Source organism: Solidesulfovibrio sp. DCME (assembly GCF_049995385.1).
Lineage (GTDB): Bacteria > Desulfobacterota > Desulfovibrionia > Desulfovibrionales > Desulfovibrionaceae > Solidesulfovibrio.
This window is the reverse complement of record NZ_CP188261.1, coordinates 4,122,833-4,139,928: the sequence shown is the minus strand read 5'-3', so window position 1 is coordinate 4,139,928 and position 17,096 is coordinate 4,122,833. Positions and strand designations below refer to the sequence as shown.

The 17,096-nt window shown below is 48.1% G+C and carries 15 protein-coding genes; 4 read left to right on the top strand and 11 right to left on the bottom strand.

Going from position 1 to position 17,096, the window contains the following annotated elements:
* Positions 1–20: 20 nt before the first annotated feature.
* The 4 genes from ACP59X_RS18320 to ACP59X_RS18305 all read right to left on the bottom strand — a co-directional run bounded on the left by ACP59X_RS18320 (position 21) and on the right by ACP59X_RS18305 (position 3,085).
* Positions 21–506, bottom strand: a complete 486-nt coding sequence (locus ACP59X_RS18320; protein WP_428561165.1) for a hypothetical protein — start codon at positions 504–506, stop codon at positions 21–23.
* Positions 507–580: 74 nt separating this feature from the next.
* Positions 581–1,702: a tyrosine-type recombinase/integrase gene (locus ACP59X_RS18315; RefSeq protein ID WP_428561163.1), complete on the bottom strand. Its 1,122-nt coding sequence runs from the start codon at positions 1,700–1,702 to the stop codon at positions 581–583.
* A 131-nt stretch (positions 1,703–1,833) separates the two neighbouring features.
* Positions 1,834–2,391: a tyrosine-type recombinase/integrase gene (locus ACP59X_RS18310; protein ID WP_428561161.1), complete on the bottom strand. Its 558-nt coding sequence runs from the start codon at positions 2,389–2,391 to the stop codon at positions 1,834–1,836.
* A 331-nt stretch (positions 2,392–2,722) separates the two neighbouring features.
* Entirely contained in the window at positions 2,723–3,085 is a 363-nt protein-coding gene (locus ACP59X_RS18305; RefSeq protein WP_428561159.1) for a hypothetical protein, read from the bottom strand.
* Between the two features lie 1,411 nt (positions 3,086–4,496).
* Here ACP59X_RS18305 and ACP59X_RS18300 point away from each other — a divergent pair.
* On the top strand, positions 4,497–4,712 hold the full coding sequence (locus tag ACP59X_RS18300) for a hypothetical protein (RefSeq protein WP_428561157.1): 216 nt from the start codon (positions 4,497–4,499) through the stop codon (positions 4,710–4,712).
* 172 nt (positions 4,713–4,884) lie between these two features.
* Here the strand turns inward: ACP59X_RS18300 and ACP59X_RS18295 are convergent, their stop codons facing one another.
* The 3 genes from ACP59X_RS18295 to ACP59X_RS18285 form a co-directional block, all read right to left on the bottom strand.
* Complete coding sequence (locus tag ACP59X_RS18295) at positions 4,885–5,790, bottom strand: hypothetical protein (RefSeq protein WP_428561155.1); 906 nt, start codon at positions 5,788–5,790, stop codon at positions 4,885–4,887.
* A gap of 58 nt (positions 5,791–5,848) precedes the next feature.
* Positions 5,849–6,955: a hypothetical protein gene (locus ACP59X_RS18290; RefSeq protein WP_428561153.1), complete on the bottom strand. Its 1,107-nt coding sequence runs from the start codon at positions 6,953–6,955 to the stop codon at positions 5,849–5,851.
* A 149-nt stretch (positions 6,956–7,104) separates the two neighbouring features.
* Positions 7,105–8,148, bottom strand: a complete 1,044-nt coding sequence (locus tag ACP59X_RS18285) for a hypothetical protein (RefSeq protein ID WP_428561151.1) — start codon at positions 8,146–8,148, stop codon at positions 7,105–7,107.
* A 161-nt stretch (positions 8,149–8,309) separates the two neighbouring features.
* Between ACP59X_RS18285 and ACP59X_RS18280 the strand changes: the two genes are divergently transcribed.
* The 3 genes from ACP59X_RS18280 (at position 8,310) to ltrA (ending at position 13,717) form a co-directional block, all read left to right on the top strand.
* Positions 8,310–10,343, top strand: a complete 2,034-nt coding sequence (locus tag ACP59X_RS18280; protein WP_428569962.1) for an AAA family ATPase — start codon at positions 8,310–8,312, stop codon at positions 10,341–10,343.
* A 511-nt stretch (positions 10,344–10,854) separates the two neighbouring features.
* Positions 10,855–11,721 (top strand): hypothetical protein, encoded by an 867-nt coding sequence (locus ACP59X_RS18275; protein WP_428561149.1) that lies wholly within the window; start codon positions 10,855–10,857, stop codon positions 11,719–11,721.
* A 640-nt stretch (positions 11,722–12,361) separates the two neighbouring features.
* A complete protein-coding gene (ltrA, locus tag ACP59X_RS18270; RefSeq protein ID WP_428558878.1) occupies positions 12,362–13,717 on the top strand; it encodes a group II intron reverse transcriptase/maturase in 1,356 nt (451 codons plus the stop codon).
* Between the two features lie 603 nt (positions 13,718–14,320).
* On the opposite strand, the gene ACP59X_RS18265 is transcribed toward ltrA, so the two are convergent.
* The 4 genes from ACP59X_RS18265 to ACP59X_RS18250 all read right to left on the bottom strand — a co-directional run bounded on the left by ACP59X_RS18265 (position 14,321) and on the right by ACP59X_RS18250 (position 16,855).
* The gene (locus ACP59X_RS18265; RefSeq protein ID WP_428561147.1) at positions 14,321–14,710 is read right to left on the bottom strand and encodes a DUF6573 family protein; all 390 of its coding nucleotides are present in this window, start codon (positions 14,708–14,710) and stop codon (positions 14,321–14,323) included.
* A complete protein-coding gene (locus tag ACP59X_RS18260; protein ID WP_428561145.1) occupies positions 14,700–14,927 on the bottom strand; it encodes a hypothetical protein in 228 nt (75 codons plus the stop codon). Before ACP59X_RS18260 ends, ACP59X_RS18265 begins: the two co-directional genes overlap by 11 nt.
* 106 nt (positions 14,928–15,033) lie before the next feature.
* Positions 15,034–15,189, bottom strand: a complete 156-nt coding sequence (locus ACP59X_RS18255; protein WP_428561143.1) for a hypothetical protein — start codon at positions 15,187–15,189, stop codon at positions 15,034–15,036.
* 475 nt (positions 15,190–15,664) lie between these two features.
* The gene (locus ACP59X_RS18250) at positions 15,665–16,855 is read right to left on the bottom strand and encodes a hypothetical protein (RefSeq protein ID WP_428561141.1); all 1,191 of its coding nucleotides are present in this window, start codon (positions 16,853–16,855) and stop codon (positions 15,665–15,667) included.
* Between the last annotated feature and the right edge of the window lie 241 nt (positions 16,856–17,096).

Here is a 17,096-nt window from a genome sequence, read left to right as displayed (position 1 = left end):
CTAGTTCTATTGTAAATGCTTCAATCGTCTGTTTTGTTATTGAAGTACTCTTTTGCAAATTTGAGAACATCTTCAAGCTCAAAATATTCGCCACCGTGGTCTTCCTTGAAGGCGCTGATGAGAGTTCTAATTGTTTTTTGATCGTATAATTGTCTCAAGGGCACTACGAACGTTTTGAAGCAATCATTACAAGCGTATCTCCATGTCTCTTTGGGATCGACCTTGAACGCCTCGCCACAAAACAGACATTCAACTTCTACTGTTTTGCTATTGCCATTGAGCGGCTTTAGCTTTTGTTCATACAATGCCAATTCTTTTTTCAATTCATTTATTTTGTGCTCTATCTTAATAGTCTCGATGTTTTTCAGGAAGTCGTGCCATTGGTACTTGTCGGAGTAAAGGTTTTTATAGATGTTAAAATAACATGCTGGACATAAATGTCTGTAGTCTTCGCCACCATTTGATTCATAAGTATGGGATTCGTCCCATAAGCATTTTCTGGTCATAGTTAAACTCTTTTGTTTGATCTCAAAATAAAGAAGGACGAGGAATCTTTGCCGAGGTTCCCCGTCCTTCAGGACTAAGCCACTAGACCGGGCAGCAACCGAACTGCCCGTTCCTTTTCACCCTCCATGTAGTGATAGTAGGTGTCCGCCGTCATCTTCACGGTGGAATGCCCCATCATCTTCGACACGGCAGCAAGGTCAGCGCCTTTACTGAGCAGGGTAGTCGCGAACAAGTGCCGCAGATCGTACATCCGGGTCGGGTAAGTGATCCCGGCTCGCTGACAGGCATTTTTGAAGGACTTCCGAATAGTCGTCAGGCCACGCCCCATGTACTCGATGACGAAACCGGACACCGACTGGTCTCGTTCAGCTTCCATCCGTTTCAGGAACTCAGGGTTGATCGGAACGGTCCGATAGGTCTTCGTCTTGCTGGCAAAAATCCTCACGGTGCCGGCGGCGAAGTCCACATTCTCCCACCGAAGGGACAGGAGTTCGGACTCCCCAGGACGGGTGCCCAGGTTGAAGCAGACCTCCATGGCCCACTTCAGGTGCGGTTCAGCACAGGCCATGATCTTCTTGGCGTCATCCAGGGTTAGCTTCAAATCCCAGGGCTGGACCTTCGGTTTCTTCCAGTTCTTCAGCGGGTTGACGCTGGTGAAACCGTTGTCGATCCCGAAATGGAAGATGAAGCTCAGGTAATCGCAGTACTTGTTGACCGTGTACTGGGATCGCTCCTTGCCGGTGCTCCCGCTGACGCCCTTGAAGTGCAGGATGAATGGGACCATGTCCCCCTGGTAGGTCAGAGCATCCACGGGCTTGTCACCGATCACGGGTACGAACTGGTTGTCCAGCAATCTCTCAACATTGCGGATATGCTTTTCGGTCCGGCCGGATGCTCGCATGTGATCCAGGTACTTCTTCCCAAGCTCGGCCAGGGTGATCCCCGAAGTGCTCTGAGCTGGAGCCAGGTTGGTTGGCGCGTCGCTCGTGCTCACGAATTGCGCCACTTGGACAGCCGCTGTCACCGTGTTGGGATCAGGGATCGGCAGACCATGTTCGATGGCATCCTGAACCGCATGGTCGAACACCTCAGCTTTACGCTGCCCCAGATCACCTCTCCCGAACGACTTGTCGTGCCGTTTGCCGTTCATATGCCAATAAACCATCCACCTCTCGTTGCGTTGATAGATTCCCATACAAATCTCCAGTGTTGTTGCAGTTGACAAAAGACATAGACCCTGAACAGCAACGCTATTCAGTTCTTAGAAAAACCATTTGAAAACGAGTGATTGAAGCAAAAGGGGCAGAACACCCCTTTTGAGGAAAGCTAAATTGTATTGAGCAATATTTCCTCGACTTCCTCCTCTTGCACTCCGAGATACCGTCTTGTGATGGACGGGCTACTGTGGTTCAAACGTTTCGCCAGAACTTCCCAGCTGACACCGAATGTCTTCCGTTGATGGTAACACCACGTTTTTCGAAGCGAGTGAGCCCCGAAATTGCCGACGAGATTGATTTCGTCAGCCCAGCGTTGCACCATCTGCGTGACGGCATATGTTGTCAGTGGGTAATTCCTTCCCTTCCTGCTTTTAAACAGGAAATGATCGTCTTTAGGATCAATAGTCTGCAAGTAGTCTTGAAGAGCAGCAAATATTTCCTTGTTCATGATGAACACGTTTTCCTTGCCGGTCTTCTTTTCTTTGATAGCGATCCTATCACCGATCTTGCATGTTTTGACGTCACCGATCTTCAGCGCAAGGATGTCCTGCACTCGAAGCCCGGAATTGATTCCCATGATGAAGAGGAGTCGATCCCGGATGTTGTTGCTTAAAAGCTTCTTGATGCTTTTAATGTTCTTCAAATCGATGATGGGTTCTACTTTCATAGGTAACTTCCTCCAAAGTTCGATTTTGGTTTTAAATGACGGGTAAACCCACATTCAAAACAGGGGGGAAGCAGGAGGTCCCGGGTGAACCGGAACGATCCTGTTGGAATCCAAAGACTTATGAAGGCTCTGGTCCCCAATGTACGGTTTTAGCCAAAATCGTACATTGGCTTAATTTTGAATATCTGTATTGTTTTGCTTAAAATTACATAAGCAGAAATCGGATTGAGCGAAAAGATGCTTCAAGTTCAGTTGTCCTTAAACTTGAAAATGGAGACGCAACAAAGAATAATGCCACGCAATTGCTTACATGGCATTACCCAACAAGGCGTCAGTGCTCGATCTTGGTCAGGATGATCGAATTGTTCTCGACCATCACCGTGAACTCGTCGCCTTCGGTAAGTTGAAGGTCGCCGAGTCCGAGATGCTTCAGATAGAGCTTGACCTCGTTGTTCTTGTTGACCTTTGGTCTGGTCGAACTCTTCACGTACATGCCCTTGACTTCGTAGAAGATGCGATCATCGCTGATCAGCCTCAATACGTACTGCTTGAGGGTTTGCTTGTGGGCAATCCCAAGCTTCGCCATGATTTCATTGGCTGATTCATTGTTCTTGATGCACTCCCGAAGCAAGGTCGGGTTGTACTTCGACTCGATCTTGGTTCCCTTGACGGGTTGATCGTCTTTCTTTGACATGACAAAACTCCTTGTTGGATTTGTACTAATAAATATCTGTAGGTCACTGTTGAATAGACAATAAGAAAAACATCGAAAAGTGCTTGAAAATGCGCAGTTTTGCTTAAAAATCGCAGAAAAACACGTAAATATGCATGAAAATCATGACCCTACACCTGATGAAATCGTTGGTTGGCCCTAGGCTGCGATTTCCGGGGCTTTGGGGGTGTCCGGGACCAAAACCATGGGGTCAGTCCCGAAAACCCAGGAGAAGGGAGATTTGGGGGCCTGTTTTGGGGCTGAGCCGGTGGCGGACAGGACCGAGGAACGGGACCGAGCAAAACGACACCGCGCCGTTCGATTCTCCGCATCCCCTGGCAAGCTGAAACAAAAAGAAGCTCATCCCATAACAGGACAAGCTTCGCTAGCATTTTGGCTCATCCTGGGTATCAACATGACATTGATACCCAAGATAGCCCCAAGATCGAATGGACTATCGCTAATCCAAGCTTCTTGTTACTTCTGGACGTTCGGTTTTCCCGAATCCAGCTGTATGAGATGATGCAGCGCTAGAATAAACTGAAAATTTGAAAGGTATTGTATTAATTTATACACTTTTTGTTGTTCAAACTTTTAAGTCTTGATTTGTTACAATCTTATCGAATAGCATTGTTTTTGTGTTTACTGCATCATCTCATGATTCCTTACGAACCGCTGCCACCCATAGGTACAAAGCTTCCTTGGCTTTGGCGTACAAATGGGGTTCCCGTGGTCAAATCGGTATCCTTGTTTTCAATATCCCGAGCATAATCGCTTCAATGTGCTATAATGATTTTTCATTAGATTTCGAACGGCCATGGTTCTCATCCTGCGCATTGGCCACCACTGCTTCATCTCCTTTGAGATTACGGGCTACTGAATCGTCTCAACCACTCCTCCGTCTCGATTGCTCGATAACGGATTGGTTCATCTCATGGATTCTGATTCAAAAGGAAGTGATCATCTTCTTTTATCATGAGACTCTTTATTTTTTGACTTGTTTTGCTCTGTGAAAGAGCTTGGACACCGATGCTTCACGGCTCCCATGACCAACTTTATTTGCTGTGCAAAAGATTGTTGTCAATACTTACTTGTTTGAACAAAGTGTATAATTTTTAATATCTATCAAAGAATGATGATAACACAGCTCGTTTTTGAGTCGTTAGTTTCTGGAGACGGAGCGGTGTCCTGTTGAAGAATGAGATGGTGGTGGAGTGGAGTGCAGTGAAGAACCTGTTGGATTGGTAAATTCCAAAAGGATATGTTCTTTTCGATTTCCGTCGTTCTTCTGCTTGCATAGGAGCGTTTTGACAAATCGAAACAAAATTTTACAGATATAACTCTCTCATTGCAAGTTTTCTTGCATTTATTTTGTCATGACGGAGCGGTAGTCATGAATGCCAATCTGTCGCCTCCATGGGGTCCATGGAGCAGCCCCTCCTGTCGAGGGGCTTTTTTACGCATCATTTGCCCGAAAAAAAGAATGGGGGAAGCCATAGTAGCCTCTCCCAAGGTGTTTACCGCAAACTCATTATTTCGCAGTGTTGCTGTATCGAGATCTTTTTTTGAAAATACTGTCGATCACAGTGAAAAAGATAAAATGCCGTGAACCTCGAACCCCAAAACGGCATAACTCTGCCATCGGGCACCAATGAAACGAACAGATTCTTTGAAAATCGCTCGAAACATGGGCTGTTGCGACGGAACCCGTCAAAAAGCATGAAAAAAGGGTGGACGCGCGAAACGCCCACCCCTCCAATGGCAGCTTCCTGCCATCAGGCCTATTCAGGCAAGTCAAACCCCAGCGCACGCTGCTGCTGGGTGATAATTTCTTCAAGCATGTAGTAATAGAGCATGTTGACAACTCCACGGAACAAGTCGTCTTCCTCTCCCATGAGATCGGTGATAATCATCCCATGGTACACTTCCAGGTAGTCCTCGAAATCATGAAGGTAGTCGTAGTCACGGTAGTAGATGGTTCCCCTCGGCGGCGTACCTTCCTGATGCTTCGGAAAGTAAATCTTGTCAGTCTTGTCGAAACCGCTCCGCTTGGGGTTCCAGTAAAGCACAACTCCAAGGCTCGGGTACTTGGCCCAGGAACTGGAGTCGCAGGACCAGATCGGGAGCTTGGCCATGAGCCGGTACTCGCTGCTGCCGAAGAAATGAATTCTGGCTCCGGCATTGTGCAGCTTCATGACGACGGGCTTCACGTTCTTGAGCGTCGTCCGTCCTGCGCACTGGCCGATAGCGACCGTTTTATGCACCGGGAGCCCGCGAGCGATGATCTTGTCGGCGTCATCGTTGTAGATGTTGTGAATGACGGGAACAACGGGGATGCCTGCCCGCTCCAGGTCAATCTGGTACTCCAGATTCTTGTCGTAGGAATCCAGGCCAAAATGCAGGTCGAAGTTGAAGATCAAATCCCAAGCCCCGGGGTTGTACCGGGCAAAGGTTTTAAACTTCGGGTACAACTCCTCGGGCGTCTGCCTGGCTCCAGGCTTTTGCAAGCTGAAAACACCGCTGTCCAGGATAATGCTCCGATACAGGGAACGATCCCTATGCAAAAAGTGAGGCAGATCGTTTGCCAACAAGGCATAGGACAACAAGATATTCGGCATCAGGTTGGGATGGCGCTTGGCGAATTCACGCAAATGACGAATCGTCATGGAAGATTGGTAAATGTGCATATGTTTCTCCATGGGGCACTCCCCACATGCCATGAGGAGTGCCCTTGGTTGCAAATGGCTACTTCGAGAAACGATCCAGCAACGTATCCACGGCAGCGCGCAAGGCTTCCAGGTGCGTCTTATCGAGCTTCTTCAGATCAGCCTTTTCTTCCAACAGACGCTCAATGGAGCTCTTGAGCTTCACCGTTTCGGCGTTGATGTACTTGATCGGCTGCTTGGAGGATTGAGTGTCACTGACTTCGTTAGGGCGCACTCCGTTTTTACTAATAACCTCTTTCATGTATTCCTCCGGAGAGCGTCCGTGTTCCTTACGGTCAAGCATGACAGCGATATCGACGGGGGTCACTGCACCGACCACCTTGTTATAGTCAGAGGTGATTTGAACGTTGATATCGAGCTCCTTCTGTAAAAGCTTTTGCCGCATGATGACTCCCTTCACCAGGGACGTCAGGCTGCCCTTTTCGATCTGATCGTAGTTGAGCACGACGCCGTTGCGCTCAAACAGGTCGCCGATGGGATCTTCCTTGGACAGCATCGTCTTGATGGGCTTGATCGCCTGAATGACCAGTTCCGCCGCGTCAATGCCAAGGTAGGCGTGCTTCAGGATACCGGGGGTGTTGGCGAGGTTCATGCACTTTTCCCGAGTGCGCCGCTTCATCTCCGGGAATTCACGCTCGATGTAGTCACCCCAATTTTCGTTTTCAGCAGTAACCAGCGACTTGAGGTGCACGAGCAGACACCCGATGATGTATCCGATGCTGACCATCTTCGAACGGGCCGAGCTGAAGACACCCTCGGCCGCCACATTCTGCGACTTCAGCTGCCGCAGGGTTTCCTCCTTGCTGAGCTTTTCGATCTGCCCCGTCGTGTTCTCCGCAACACGCGCCAGCGTCTCCATGGGAACGGGCTTACCGTCCTCGATCTGGACATCCGGTTCGGGCGTGCCGCCCATGGCTCCGGTGGAGCCCTGGAAGTGCATCAGCATGTGCCGCATCGGATCGTCGTCCTCGCCGAGGGAACCGATAGCCGGTGTCGAGGGAGGAGGCGGCGGCGAGAGAGGGTCCGTGCTGGGCATGCCACCAGAGGCGCCCGTGCCGCCGGTAGCGCCGATGCTGTTCATGGAAGCGGACTCATTATCCAGGTTGGAATCTTCGAACTTAGACATGAGAAACTCCTTTTCCCGGTCCAAGTGTTTTGGGGAGCGTGTCTTGCTTTCCCCGGGACCGTTGAGAGGAGCTCTCTCAAAACGGGCGGGCCGAGCCCCGCCAACTTTTGGAAAAAGAATTTGGCAGAAGGAGAAGGAGGGATAAAAAGCTATTTGCTAAAGGGTTTTATGGTGTGATTTTGGATACAAAAATCCGTCACCCCATAGTACCCCACGATCCGCTTCCGACGGGTGAAGATTTGTTCCCATGCTCCATCCAACATGCCGGAAGCATTTATTTTATCCTTCAGCAGCGGATAGACGGCGTCAAAGGACTCGGGCTTCCTCCCGTCCTTTTCGTGGGCCTTGTCCCAGAGCCAGAGCATGGCGAGTCGCATGGTATCGGAACTGTTGATGTGTTTCCCCGACAAGCTCAGCTTGTACACGGATTGGAGCGTTTCCTCGTCAATGTGCTGTTTGCCGAACAGGCTTTCAACCGCTTTATTGATCATATTCAAGGCGTGGACTTCCAGGCCAAATTTCGTCGGATTATTCAGAATCGCTTTTGGATCGATTGTGATGCTATTGGATTTTTCTAGGTTGTAGAGAAAATTGCTTGGCGTCATTTCATCAATTTTGATCATCCAGCTCCCATTGAGCTTTGTAAGAGCAGATATGTCGGCAGAACCTTTGACAGAGAAGACGATATCTTCCCCGGAGAGAAGTTTTTTCAAGGTTTCATCGGTGTCGATGCCAATCGAGTGGTGCTTGTATATCCTTCCGAAATGTTTTTCAAAACCATAGCTGAGAAAACCATATTTCCAGTATTTCATTCCTGCTTCTTTCCCAAAATCATTCTCTAATCGGCTTCTAAAGGGATTATGCGCGAGATCGTGACAGTCCTCGTGCGCTGAAGTGTAGCTTGCCATTTCCTCAAGATATTCACGACATTCCATATAATCAAAAACGCCAAGGGATTTGAAATAGTCATTATAGCGTTCGATGACGGCACAGTATCGTCGGTACAGCGGATTCCTCCGCATGTACTCCCAATACCAGAAAGCAACCCGTTTGAGGCGGTCGGTATTATACACGGTGTTTTTGTCAGATTTTGCTGCCATGGGGCGTTCGTAGCAAGAGGGACCGACGTTGCCAATATGCTGCCCTATGGGTGCGCGGAATGGCTTGAAAATATTTAAAAATTTCTTTGGCATGTTGATCCGGGGGGGCGCTTCTCTTTCGGGTAACTGTTCGGGGATTATGGTTTTTCTTGATTTGCCAGTGCGGAACAGGCACTTTCGCGCTGACGACGGTGCCATTGCCACCTGCTATGTGAATCTACCCCGAGGGGTCGTCCAATCCTTGGAGTGCCTTGATGCCGTACAGCCCGGACGAAATCTTCCGCCTGATCCAGACGTCGGACCATCTCAATGCCGAGACCCGGCTGGATATCTTCGAGTTTCTGTCAGCTTCCTTCTCCTTGATCCCCTTGGTTGGCGGTTTCCCTGCTCCGGGCCAGTCCTCCCGTGAATTCAAGCGCCCAATGGAACCCAACTGGCAGCAGTGGTGCGAGCGGAAGCGTCCCTTCGACCGGAAGGACTTTGCTCCTGAGCGCGCTGGTGTCGCCTGCGGTCCCGCCAGCGGCGTCCTGGTCCTCGATATCGACGACATGGGGAAGTTCCGGGAATGGCTGGCGGCAAATGTCGGAGAAGAGCTACCGGCCACGTTGACGGTGAAGACCGGCGGCACTGGTGAACGGTACCACTTCTATTTTCAGTACCCGGACGATGGGCAGCGCTACCCCAACCGATCCGTCAAAGGCGTTTTCGACATCCGAGGCATCGGAGGCCAGGTCCTTTGCCCTGGATCGCTCCATCCCGAGACGGGGAAGCCCTACGTCATCGTCGAAAGTCCAGAAGACCTGGCCCCGGCACCGGACTGGCTGCGGAGCTATTCCCTGTTTAAAACGACAAAGCCCCAGGTGACCGTTTCCACCCCTGACGCACACGATCACACCCAGGACCAATCCATGACGCCGAATACTCCTGCGACTGAACCGATGCCGGCGACAACTACCCCGCAGATCACAGCGATGGATCCCGTTTTGGGCGATCTCATCGCCGGACTCCAGGTGCCCGAGCATATCAAAGAGAAGATCGTCACCCCGATTCCCAAGGGGCAGCGGTCGGAAGCGTCCATGGCGGTTCTGGTGGCACTTTTAAGCGCAGGGGTGCCCGAAGGGACGGTCAGACATATCTATGCCGCCTATCCGATTGGAGAAAAGGCAAGAGAGAATGACGCAGCATGGTTGGATCGAGAACTAACGAAGGCAAAAGAACATATTGCAGCGAATTTTGACCCAACGCTTGTGTCTTCTGCTTCTCAACCTCCATCGAAACCTTCGGCTCCAAAGCGTCAGTACAAGACATTCAATGCGTTGGATGTTGTCAAATCAAACGCAAATTTCGAGTTTCTTATAGATAATTTCTGGCCTAAAGGTGAGCCTTTGTTGATCACCGGACACGGTGGTGCCGGTAAGTCGATCCTTACCTTGCAGATTGCGATGGACCTTATCTCGCCGCCTCCAACGGGCTTCTTGAATGTCTTTAGGGTGAATCCTGGCGAACATCGGGTGCTCTTTGTCCAGTCAGAGAATTCCTTGATCGGAATGAAGAAAAGGATCGATTTTGTCAGAAACGCCTATGCTTTCCCTGATATACTTCTTCAGGACAGAATGTTCTTCCTGGGCGTCAATAACGATGTTCGGACGAGTGGTGACATAAAGGACCCTCATTTTCAGGATGCCATCAAAGATGCTGTTGTGTTGAATAAAATAGATATTTTGGTGATTGATCCTTTGATAAGCTTCCATAGCGAAGATGAGAACTCCAACGATCAGATGCGGAGACTTCTTGACAAGGTGTCGCTTCTTACGGAGGAGATTGGTGTTACCCCTCTTTTGATTCACCATCATGGGAAGTTTGCTACCGATAGCGGTGCCGGTGGCGGAAGAGGAGCCAGTGCCATCGGTGACTGGTCACCGAATACGTGGGAATTGGGTTTTAATAAGACTGCAAATCAGTATACGTTGCAGCACAACAAGGCTCGAAACTTTACGATTCAAGACAAGTTGACGTTGGAGTTGGTTGGTCTTCGGTTTAGGGCTACCGGAAGCAAGGCGCTGGCCGATGAAATTCAATGTGTTGTAACTGCGCTTCAGAACCTTGGTGGCACAGCAAATACAATGAAAGCGTTAAAAGACGAGGTGATGCGAGTGTATCGTTTAAATAATCCAGGGAATTCAATTGTAGAGAATACAGCAAAATCATATATTAAAAAATCCATTAAGTCAGGTGACATCAAAGAATCAGCGGTCCAAAATTCAAATAGTAAGATGTACACCTTCTGAAGTGCATCCAGAACTACCACCCCCGGCAATTTTTAGGGAAAAGCAACCGGCAATTTGCCGGCAAAATGGATTTGCTTTCAAAAAATATAATTATTTTAAAATGTTAGTGCTTATTTTTTCAGGCAAAAGCAAAATGGGTTTGCCGTGGGTAACTTGTTGAAATTATTTGATAAGCAAAGGCAAAATTGCCTATATATAAAGAGGGGGTGCCTTTGCACCCCCCTTACATATCACAAGTGTTGACGAGTTTGCATTGACGAAGGAGGTCTTCAGAAGAAACATAGACTCAATTGAATTTAAATTGAATTAGCTAGATTGTTATGGTTATGAATCTAAATATATTAAAAGAAGAAATAGCTTTAGATATTGAACGGCAAAGTAGCTTGAACAACTTGTCCAATTTGTCTTGTTGTACAACTCTAGATTTGATAATAATATTATTTGAATTATATTCAATTTGTTGGTCACAGTTCTTTTGTCAATTCTGTTTAGCTTGGTCTGGTGAACCATTATGCTTGATACTTCATCTGTGCCTACTGAACAAGTCAAACAGTGGCTTGGTGATATCAAACCTCTTTGGCCTTCGCTTGGAGAGGTGAATATCAAGAAGCTCTTGGTATCTTTCCCGTTTTCAATTGAAATGGTTGTTATAAATAGAAATGAGTCATTTGAAGAAATAAACAACTCATTGGGGATGAAGGCTGTTAAGCTTATCTTGTCGGAGACGATGACGGCTCCAGGAATCAAGCTGACGGTGAAGGATAATTTGAATCGAAGCTTTGTCGTAAAGTCAATTGATCAACTTGAATGGCCACTATATCGTCCTGGTGAAATTTTTCAATTCTGCAAAGTTGTTAATGAAAGAGATTTTTTGCCGCTACACTTCTTTCATGTTGTCTTGAAAGCTGCTGGTCTAGTCAGAAAGTATAAAGGGCATCTCGTAGCTACGAAAAAAGGAAAAAAACTTTATCAAGACGATAAAAATGCTCTGTTTAATTCACTATATTCAGCTCTTTACGAACAAATTGATATTTCTTATTTTGATCGTGTTTCTTTAAATGGATGGCCAAACTTACAGATTGGAATTGTTCTCTGCTGTCTAACTATGATTGATAACGAGTGGATACCTGAAGAGATACTCATGAAAAAGACGGCAATTCCAGATAAGCGATTTTGGGAATCACCACGAGATTTGCCAGAGTTTGCCTTTCATACGCGTATCTTGCGTCCTCTATGGTGGTTTGGACTGCTTGAACATCGGATCGTTCGTAGTCCTGAGCTAAAAAGAGAGACCGATGAATTCAAGAAGAGCAAAGCGTTTGATCGAGTTTTTGCGTTTAATCTTTCATTGCCCAAAGATGGTAGATTCATGCAATAGCATCTTGTTAGGAAAATCCCAAAGAGATTTGAGCCAAATAAGCGAAAATGGCCAGATCGAGGGGGTGGCAACGGCAGGATTCTGGTGCGCCAGGCCAAGCCTGGAGAAGGAGGATGTAAGGAATGCTGAAACCTTCTTTGAAACCCTACGGGTACCCAAGCCCGTCCGGCCAAGTGTGCTGACAGCCGGAACCGAGTGTTGCGCGGACTGGAGCAATCCAGGACGTGAAGCGTACACAGGGAGTTTGTAGGCCTTGCTATTGAGCCCCGAAATTGCGTTCCCGCGGGAGCTGACGACTTCAGAATATCGGAAGGCACCATCTGGGGGCAAGACAGCATCGCTCTCAGGTCCCGCCGGGGTCGAAGAACAAGGCATGCGGACAGGGGGTTTCCCAGGAACCTGGGAGACCCTGTCGTCTCCGCTTGAGAATACGGAAGGGAAGAGCCGGTAATTTCTTCCAGGCCTATCCCGGGTTCGTCTGCTCGGGAACAGGAGCGAAAATCCAGACGACAAGCGGTATCCGAAGGCGAAGGAAACGAAGTCTGAGGAGATGGACGGCAGGGAGTCGGAACGCCTCATAGTACCGATGAATCAGGGGAACCCACCCGGGGACCCAGAGGAGGGAAGGAGGCGTCTGTTCATGGAACTTCTGGAGGGAAAGATGCATGGGAAATCGAGCCCGGAAAGCGTCTCAACGAAACTGCAGAAGGTAGCGGATCTGGCCAAGCAAGCGCCGGAAATGGTGTTCACGACGTTGGCCCACCATATCGACCTCGTCTTTCTGAAGGAAGCATTCCACCTCACCAGGAAGGACGCGGCGTCAGGCGTGGATCAACAGACAGCAGCGGAGTACGAGGAACAGCTGGATAGGAACCTGACGTCGCTTTTGGATCGTTTCAAGAGCGGAACGTACAAGGCCCCTCCGGTCAAGCGGGCGTATATCCCCAAGACAAACGGGGCGGCCCGTCCGATCGGCATCCCGACCATCGAGGACAAGGTACTGCAACGCGCGGTAACCATGGTTCTGGGAGCGGTCTACGAGCAAGATTTCCTCTCTTGCTCATACGGTTTCCGTCCCGGCCGGTCCTGTCACCAGGCGTTGGAGACGCTGTGGCGTGGCATCATGGGCATAGGTGGCGGGTACGTCTACGAAGTGGACATCCGCAAGTTCTTCGACACGTTGGATCATGGACATCTTCGGAGCTTTCTTGACCTGCGGGTGCGCGATGGTGTGATACGACGGGTCATTGATAAGTGGCTTAAGGCTGGAGTTCTCGAAGCAGGCCAGCTTGTGTATCCAGACGCCGGCACGCCACAAGGAGGAGTGATCTCGCCCCTTCTGGCGAACATCTACCTTCATGAAGTCCTGGACAAATGGTTTGAGCACGTCGTCAGACCGCGTATGCGAGGTGAGGCGTTCCTCATCCGCTACGCTGATGACTTTGTCATGGTCTTCAGCAACGAGATGGATGCCCGGAAGGTCGAGGAGGTGCTGCCGAAGCGACTTGGTCGGTTCGGTCTCGCCGTTCACCCAGAGAAGACTCGCTTGGTGCGATTCCTGCCGCCTTGTGGCGGATCAGGAGGTACTGGACACCAAGGGTTCAGCTTCGACCTGTTGGGTTTTACCCACTACTGGGGCAAGTCGCTCAAGGGAAATTGGGTTGTCAAGCGCAGGACGGCAAAAGATCGTCTTGCCAGGGCCTTGAAATCGGTAGGGGAGTGGTGTCGATTCAATCGGCATAGTGATATCGCCGATCAGTACCGGACTCTCATACTCAAAATCAAAGGTCATTGCCAATACTATGGGATAACCGGTAACTCCCGCAGGCTTAACGCCTTCCGTGATGGAGTGCAGAAGCTGTGGTGGAAGTGGTTGAACCGGCGATCGCAAAGAAACAACATGAGCTGGCAAAACTTCAACCTCATGAAGAAGACTTATCCATTACCAATTCCCGTAGCAATGCATTCTATCTGCCATCGTGTAGCAAGACCATGAACAGAGGAGCCGGATGCCTTAAAGGGGCACGTCCGGATCTGTGGGGGGCGGGGGAAGGAAACTTCCCTCGTCTACCCGACCCATTTTGAGGCTTGGATTTTGCTAAATTCTATTCTTCGCCTGCCCAAGGGCTCGGAAATGAGCATTTACCCTTGTTTCCCACTTTGGCCATCATTTCCTTGGGCGAGTGCTCAAAAATCCGTGGTGAGACTTTTTGATTTACCACCGGATAGGATTTTTAGCTCCATTTTGTACAAAATCTCACCACTTTTGTTCGAAGCGAAACGCACTTATTTCATCGTATTTTCGTATAGAATTGCTGCGTGTAGCTCCGAAACATGTGTTCGATAATTCATTGATATTACGTCATGTTTGGAAAATATTACGATAAAAATTTCAGAGAGGTAGTTATGGAATTAAGGGCGATTGCTATTGGCCTTTGTGTGGGCCTCGTATTTTATCTTAGCCTGACTCTGTATAGAGAGGCGGCGTATATGATTCCAACCATTGCAAAGAAATATAACTCAAGGAAACATTAGAATGGAAAGTTTTTCCAAAAATGGTCCAGTGATAAAGTGAAATGAGGAAGAAGTTTGCAAATCTTTAATCGTCTTCCGGCAGCATCAGCGTCAAAACTGGCTCCCCCTGATCACCAGGACCGATGTGGGCGATGACATCCACCGTCTCCGTCCGCCCTGGTTCCATGAGGAATGCGATCCTAACGGTGGCTCGATCCGCGCCGGCATGACTCTTCCTGGCGGAGCAGAGCACCAGGAACAGCAGATCGTGGAGGCGGCCAGTAGTACTTTGCCCTTCACCGGTAAGTCCATCCGGCGGTTCGACGTATCCGTGGTAGAGGTGCTCGGAGACGGCGGTATGGACCTTGAACCCGACAGTCCTGGCGGCGTCGGTGACGTCGATGAGCACGCCGTCAGCGATGGCCTGTGCTCGAGTGTAGCTGTAGATCAGATTCCAATCGTTATCAGCGGGCATCGTCAGACTCCTTTCCTTGCGTGGGTAAAATATGGTCCAGTTTCCTTCGGAAATTCTGACACAATTCGAGACCGACTTCAGCGTACGAACGTGCAATGTCCCCAGGCAACTCTGGCGAAGACGATTTATCCATGATCTTGAAAAGCTGTTCTATTGGTCGGAATGTATTGATAATCTCTGACTTCAACTCAAGCATATCAGGTTGATCGTGTTCCATGTGGACTCCAATCCTTAAGAACGTTGCATATTTATGGGATAAACACGCGACGTTGAAAAAAATCGCAGGACGCCACTGCTGACGCCCTGCGATCACGTTGAAGATATTAACCGTCGGCGTCGTCGTTCATCTCCTTCACGAAGTCCTCCTGCTCTGCGGGGGGCATCCGTTCGAAGGAATCGTACATCTCTTGCCGCTCAGGATCGGGGCCCAAGTCGGGAGCGCCAGGAATAACAACCGGACCAAAAGGATTCTCAACCATAATGCCGACCTCCGTAACTTTGTTCAGAATTACAATTGATTGTCGTGATATGCTGCCAAGGCAGCTACAGGGGAAAGGATACCCTCGGCGCTGGGGCCAGGTCACGGGGGAGGCGGAGAAATTGGACACGCCGGCACCGGAAACGGACGTTGGCCCGGAGCGGGGATTCCCTGAGTCTTGGGATCAAGGGGGAGCAATGGGGGAGGCCCAGGGGAAAGGTCCAGGAGAGGGCAGGAGGGAGCGAAATACAGGGGTGTCCAGGGCGGGAGCACAACCCTCAAATTCCCCCAAGGGGGGCTGGGACTACTTTCTCAGTGAAAGTAGCGTTATTTTAGCTGGTTCTAGTGTGTAAGTGCAGATCTTTCAAAATTGATTTTTTGGAAAAGTACATAGATGCTGTGGGATTTGTCAGTATAGTGTAAGTTTAAATTGATCTATAAAATGGCTCTAAATGTTGTAAAATTTTTAATAAAAATTATGGGATAGGCGTTTTATTTTCGTCAAAAAGTGAAATGTGGAGGTTGCTGTCAATCACGCTTGCAAATATTAGTTTAAACAATCTGTATATAACGAGTGGTGCTGCTATACTGAGTATAATTATTGAAACTAAAACAAACATTATGCCGTTCAATATGGTCATGAAGAACGACTTCAATTCTTTAACGTTTTCGTTTGCTTTTGTGTCAGAATTGCCTGAAATAAAATCTTGAATTTTATTGTATAAATAGCTGCTTATCCCTACTACGGCTTTTTTGGAGAGGCCTATAGCACCTCCCTGTTTGGTGTATTCGGCGTTTATGTTTTGTATTTGTTGCGTTGTGACTTGGTTGAAAATAAATGTTTCTGCGGCAACAAAGAATGGAAGACTAATATAGATAAAAATTGTGAAAAATACCAATTTTTCACCAAATTTTCTTGAAGTTTCGAATATTCCAAATCCGAACCCTAAAGTAAGTCCAGATTTTAGTAGAAAACCTTGCTGCATAATTTTAAGTAAAACAGTTTGGGCGGTAAGGGCGATTAAGCTATTTTCAAGAAATCCAGATATTCTGCTAATAAATTCACTTATGCCTGTTAGTGAGGCTACGCTGATGGATGTTATATTTTTTGCTATAGAGGAAATAATAAAAATAGTTTCAATAGAAATGAAGGAATCCATGCAGTAACTATAAGATAAATCGTAGAAAGGGTTCATTAACACATCGAGAATCGAATTATAAAGCCCAAGAACGGCAACTATCGTAAGCATTGTAAAAGCGGTCTTTGTTGAAACTTTTCTTTTACTAAGTTTATTAAATAGAGAGACTGGGAATATTAACGCAAGTCTGGTGTAGTAAAAAATTGCTTTTGCTACAGAATCTACTGTAAAATTAAATTTGATGGCAGGCTTTGAGATGGTGAGAGTGCCTGCTTCTCGACTTGTTGGTAATGATGGTGTTTCCTCTACAAAGACATCGATTCCAACGTTCGTAAGTAATGATTTTATTTTAGTAGCTCTGGATGCGTCCGCTCCTTTAAAAAGTACGCTGGTTTCTTTGTTTAAGACTTTTGTGTAAATGTTTTTGTCAAATTTCGATATTTTACTAATTAAGTTGTCGGCACCATCTTTGTTGTAGTTTCTCAGTCGCTTCCATTTCGTTGTCACAGTATACGTTATCTCGGGCATGGGACATCACCTTTGATAGAATATGAGAACTGTGGAATTATGTTGTGTAGGCCTGTTTTGTGGGCCAACACCTTCATGGCAGACTTTCCCATAGTTTCTTTTGAGTTTCAATAAAATTGTTACGGTTATTCGTAGTGTTGGGAAAAAGCTGGTGTCGGATGGCAGGATGCTGCCATATCGAGGTGCCTTTTTCTGCTGGAGTGACGGAATGAAGTAGAATAAGCCCTGAACCCGCTCCAGT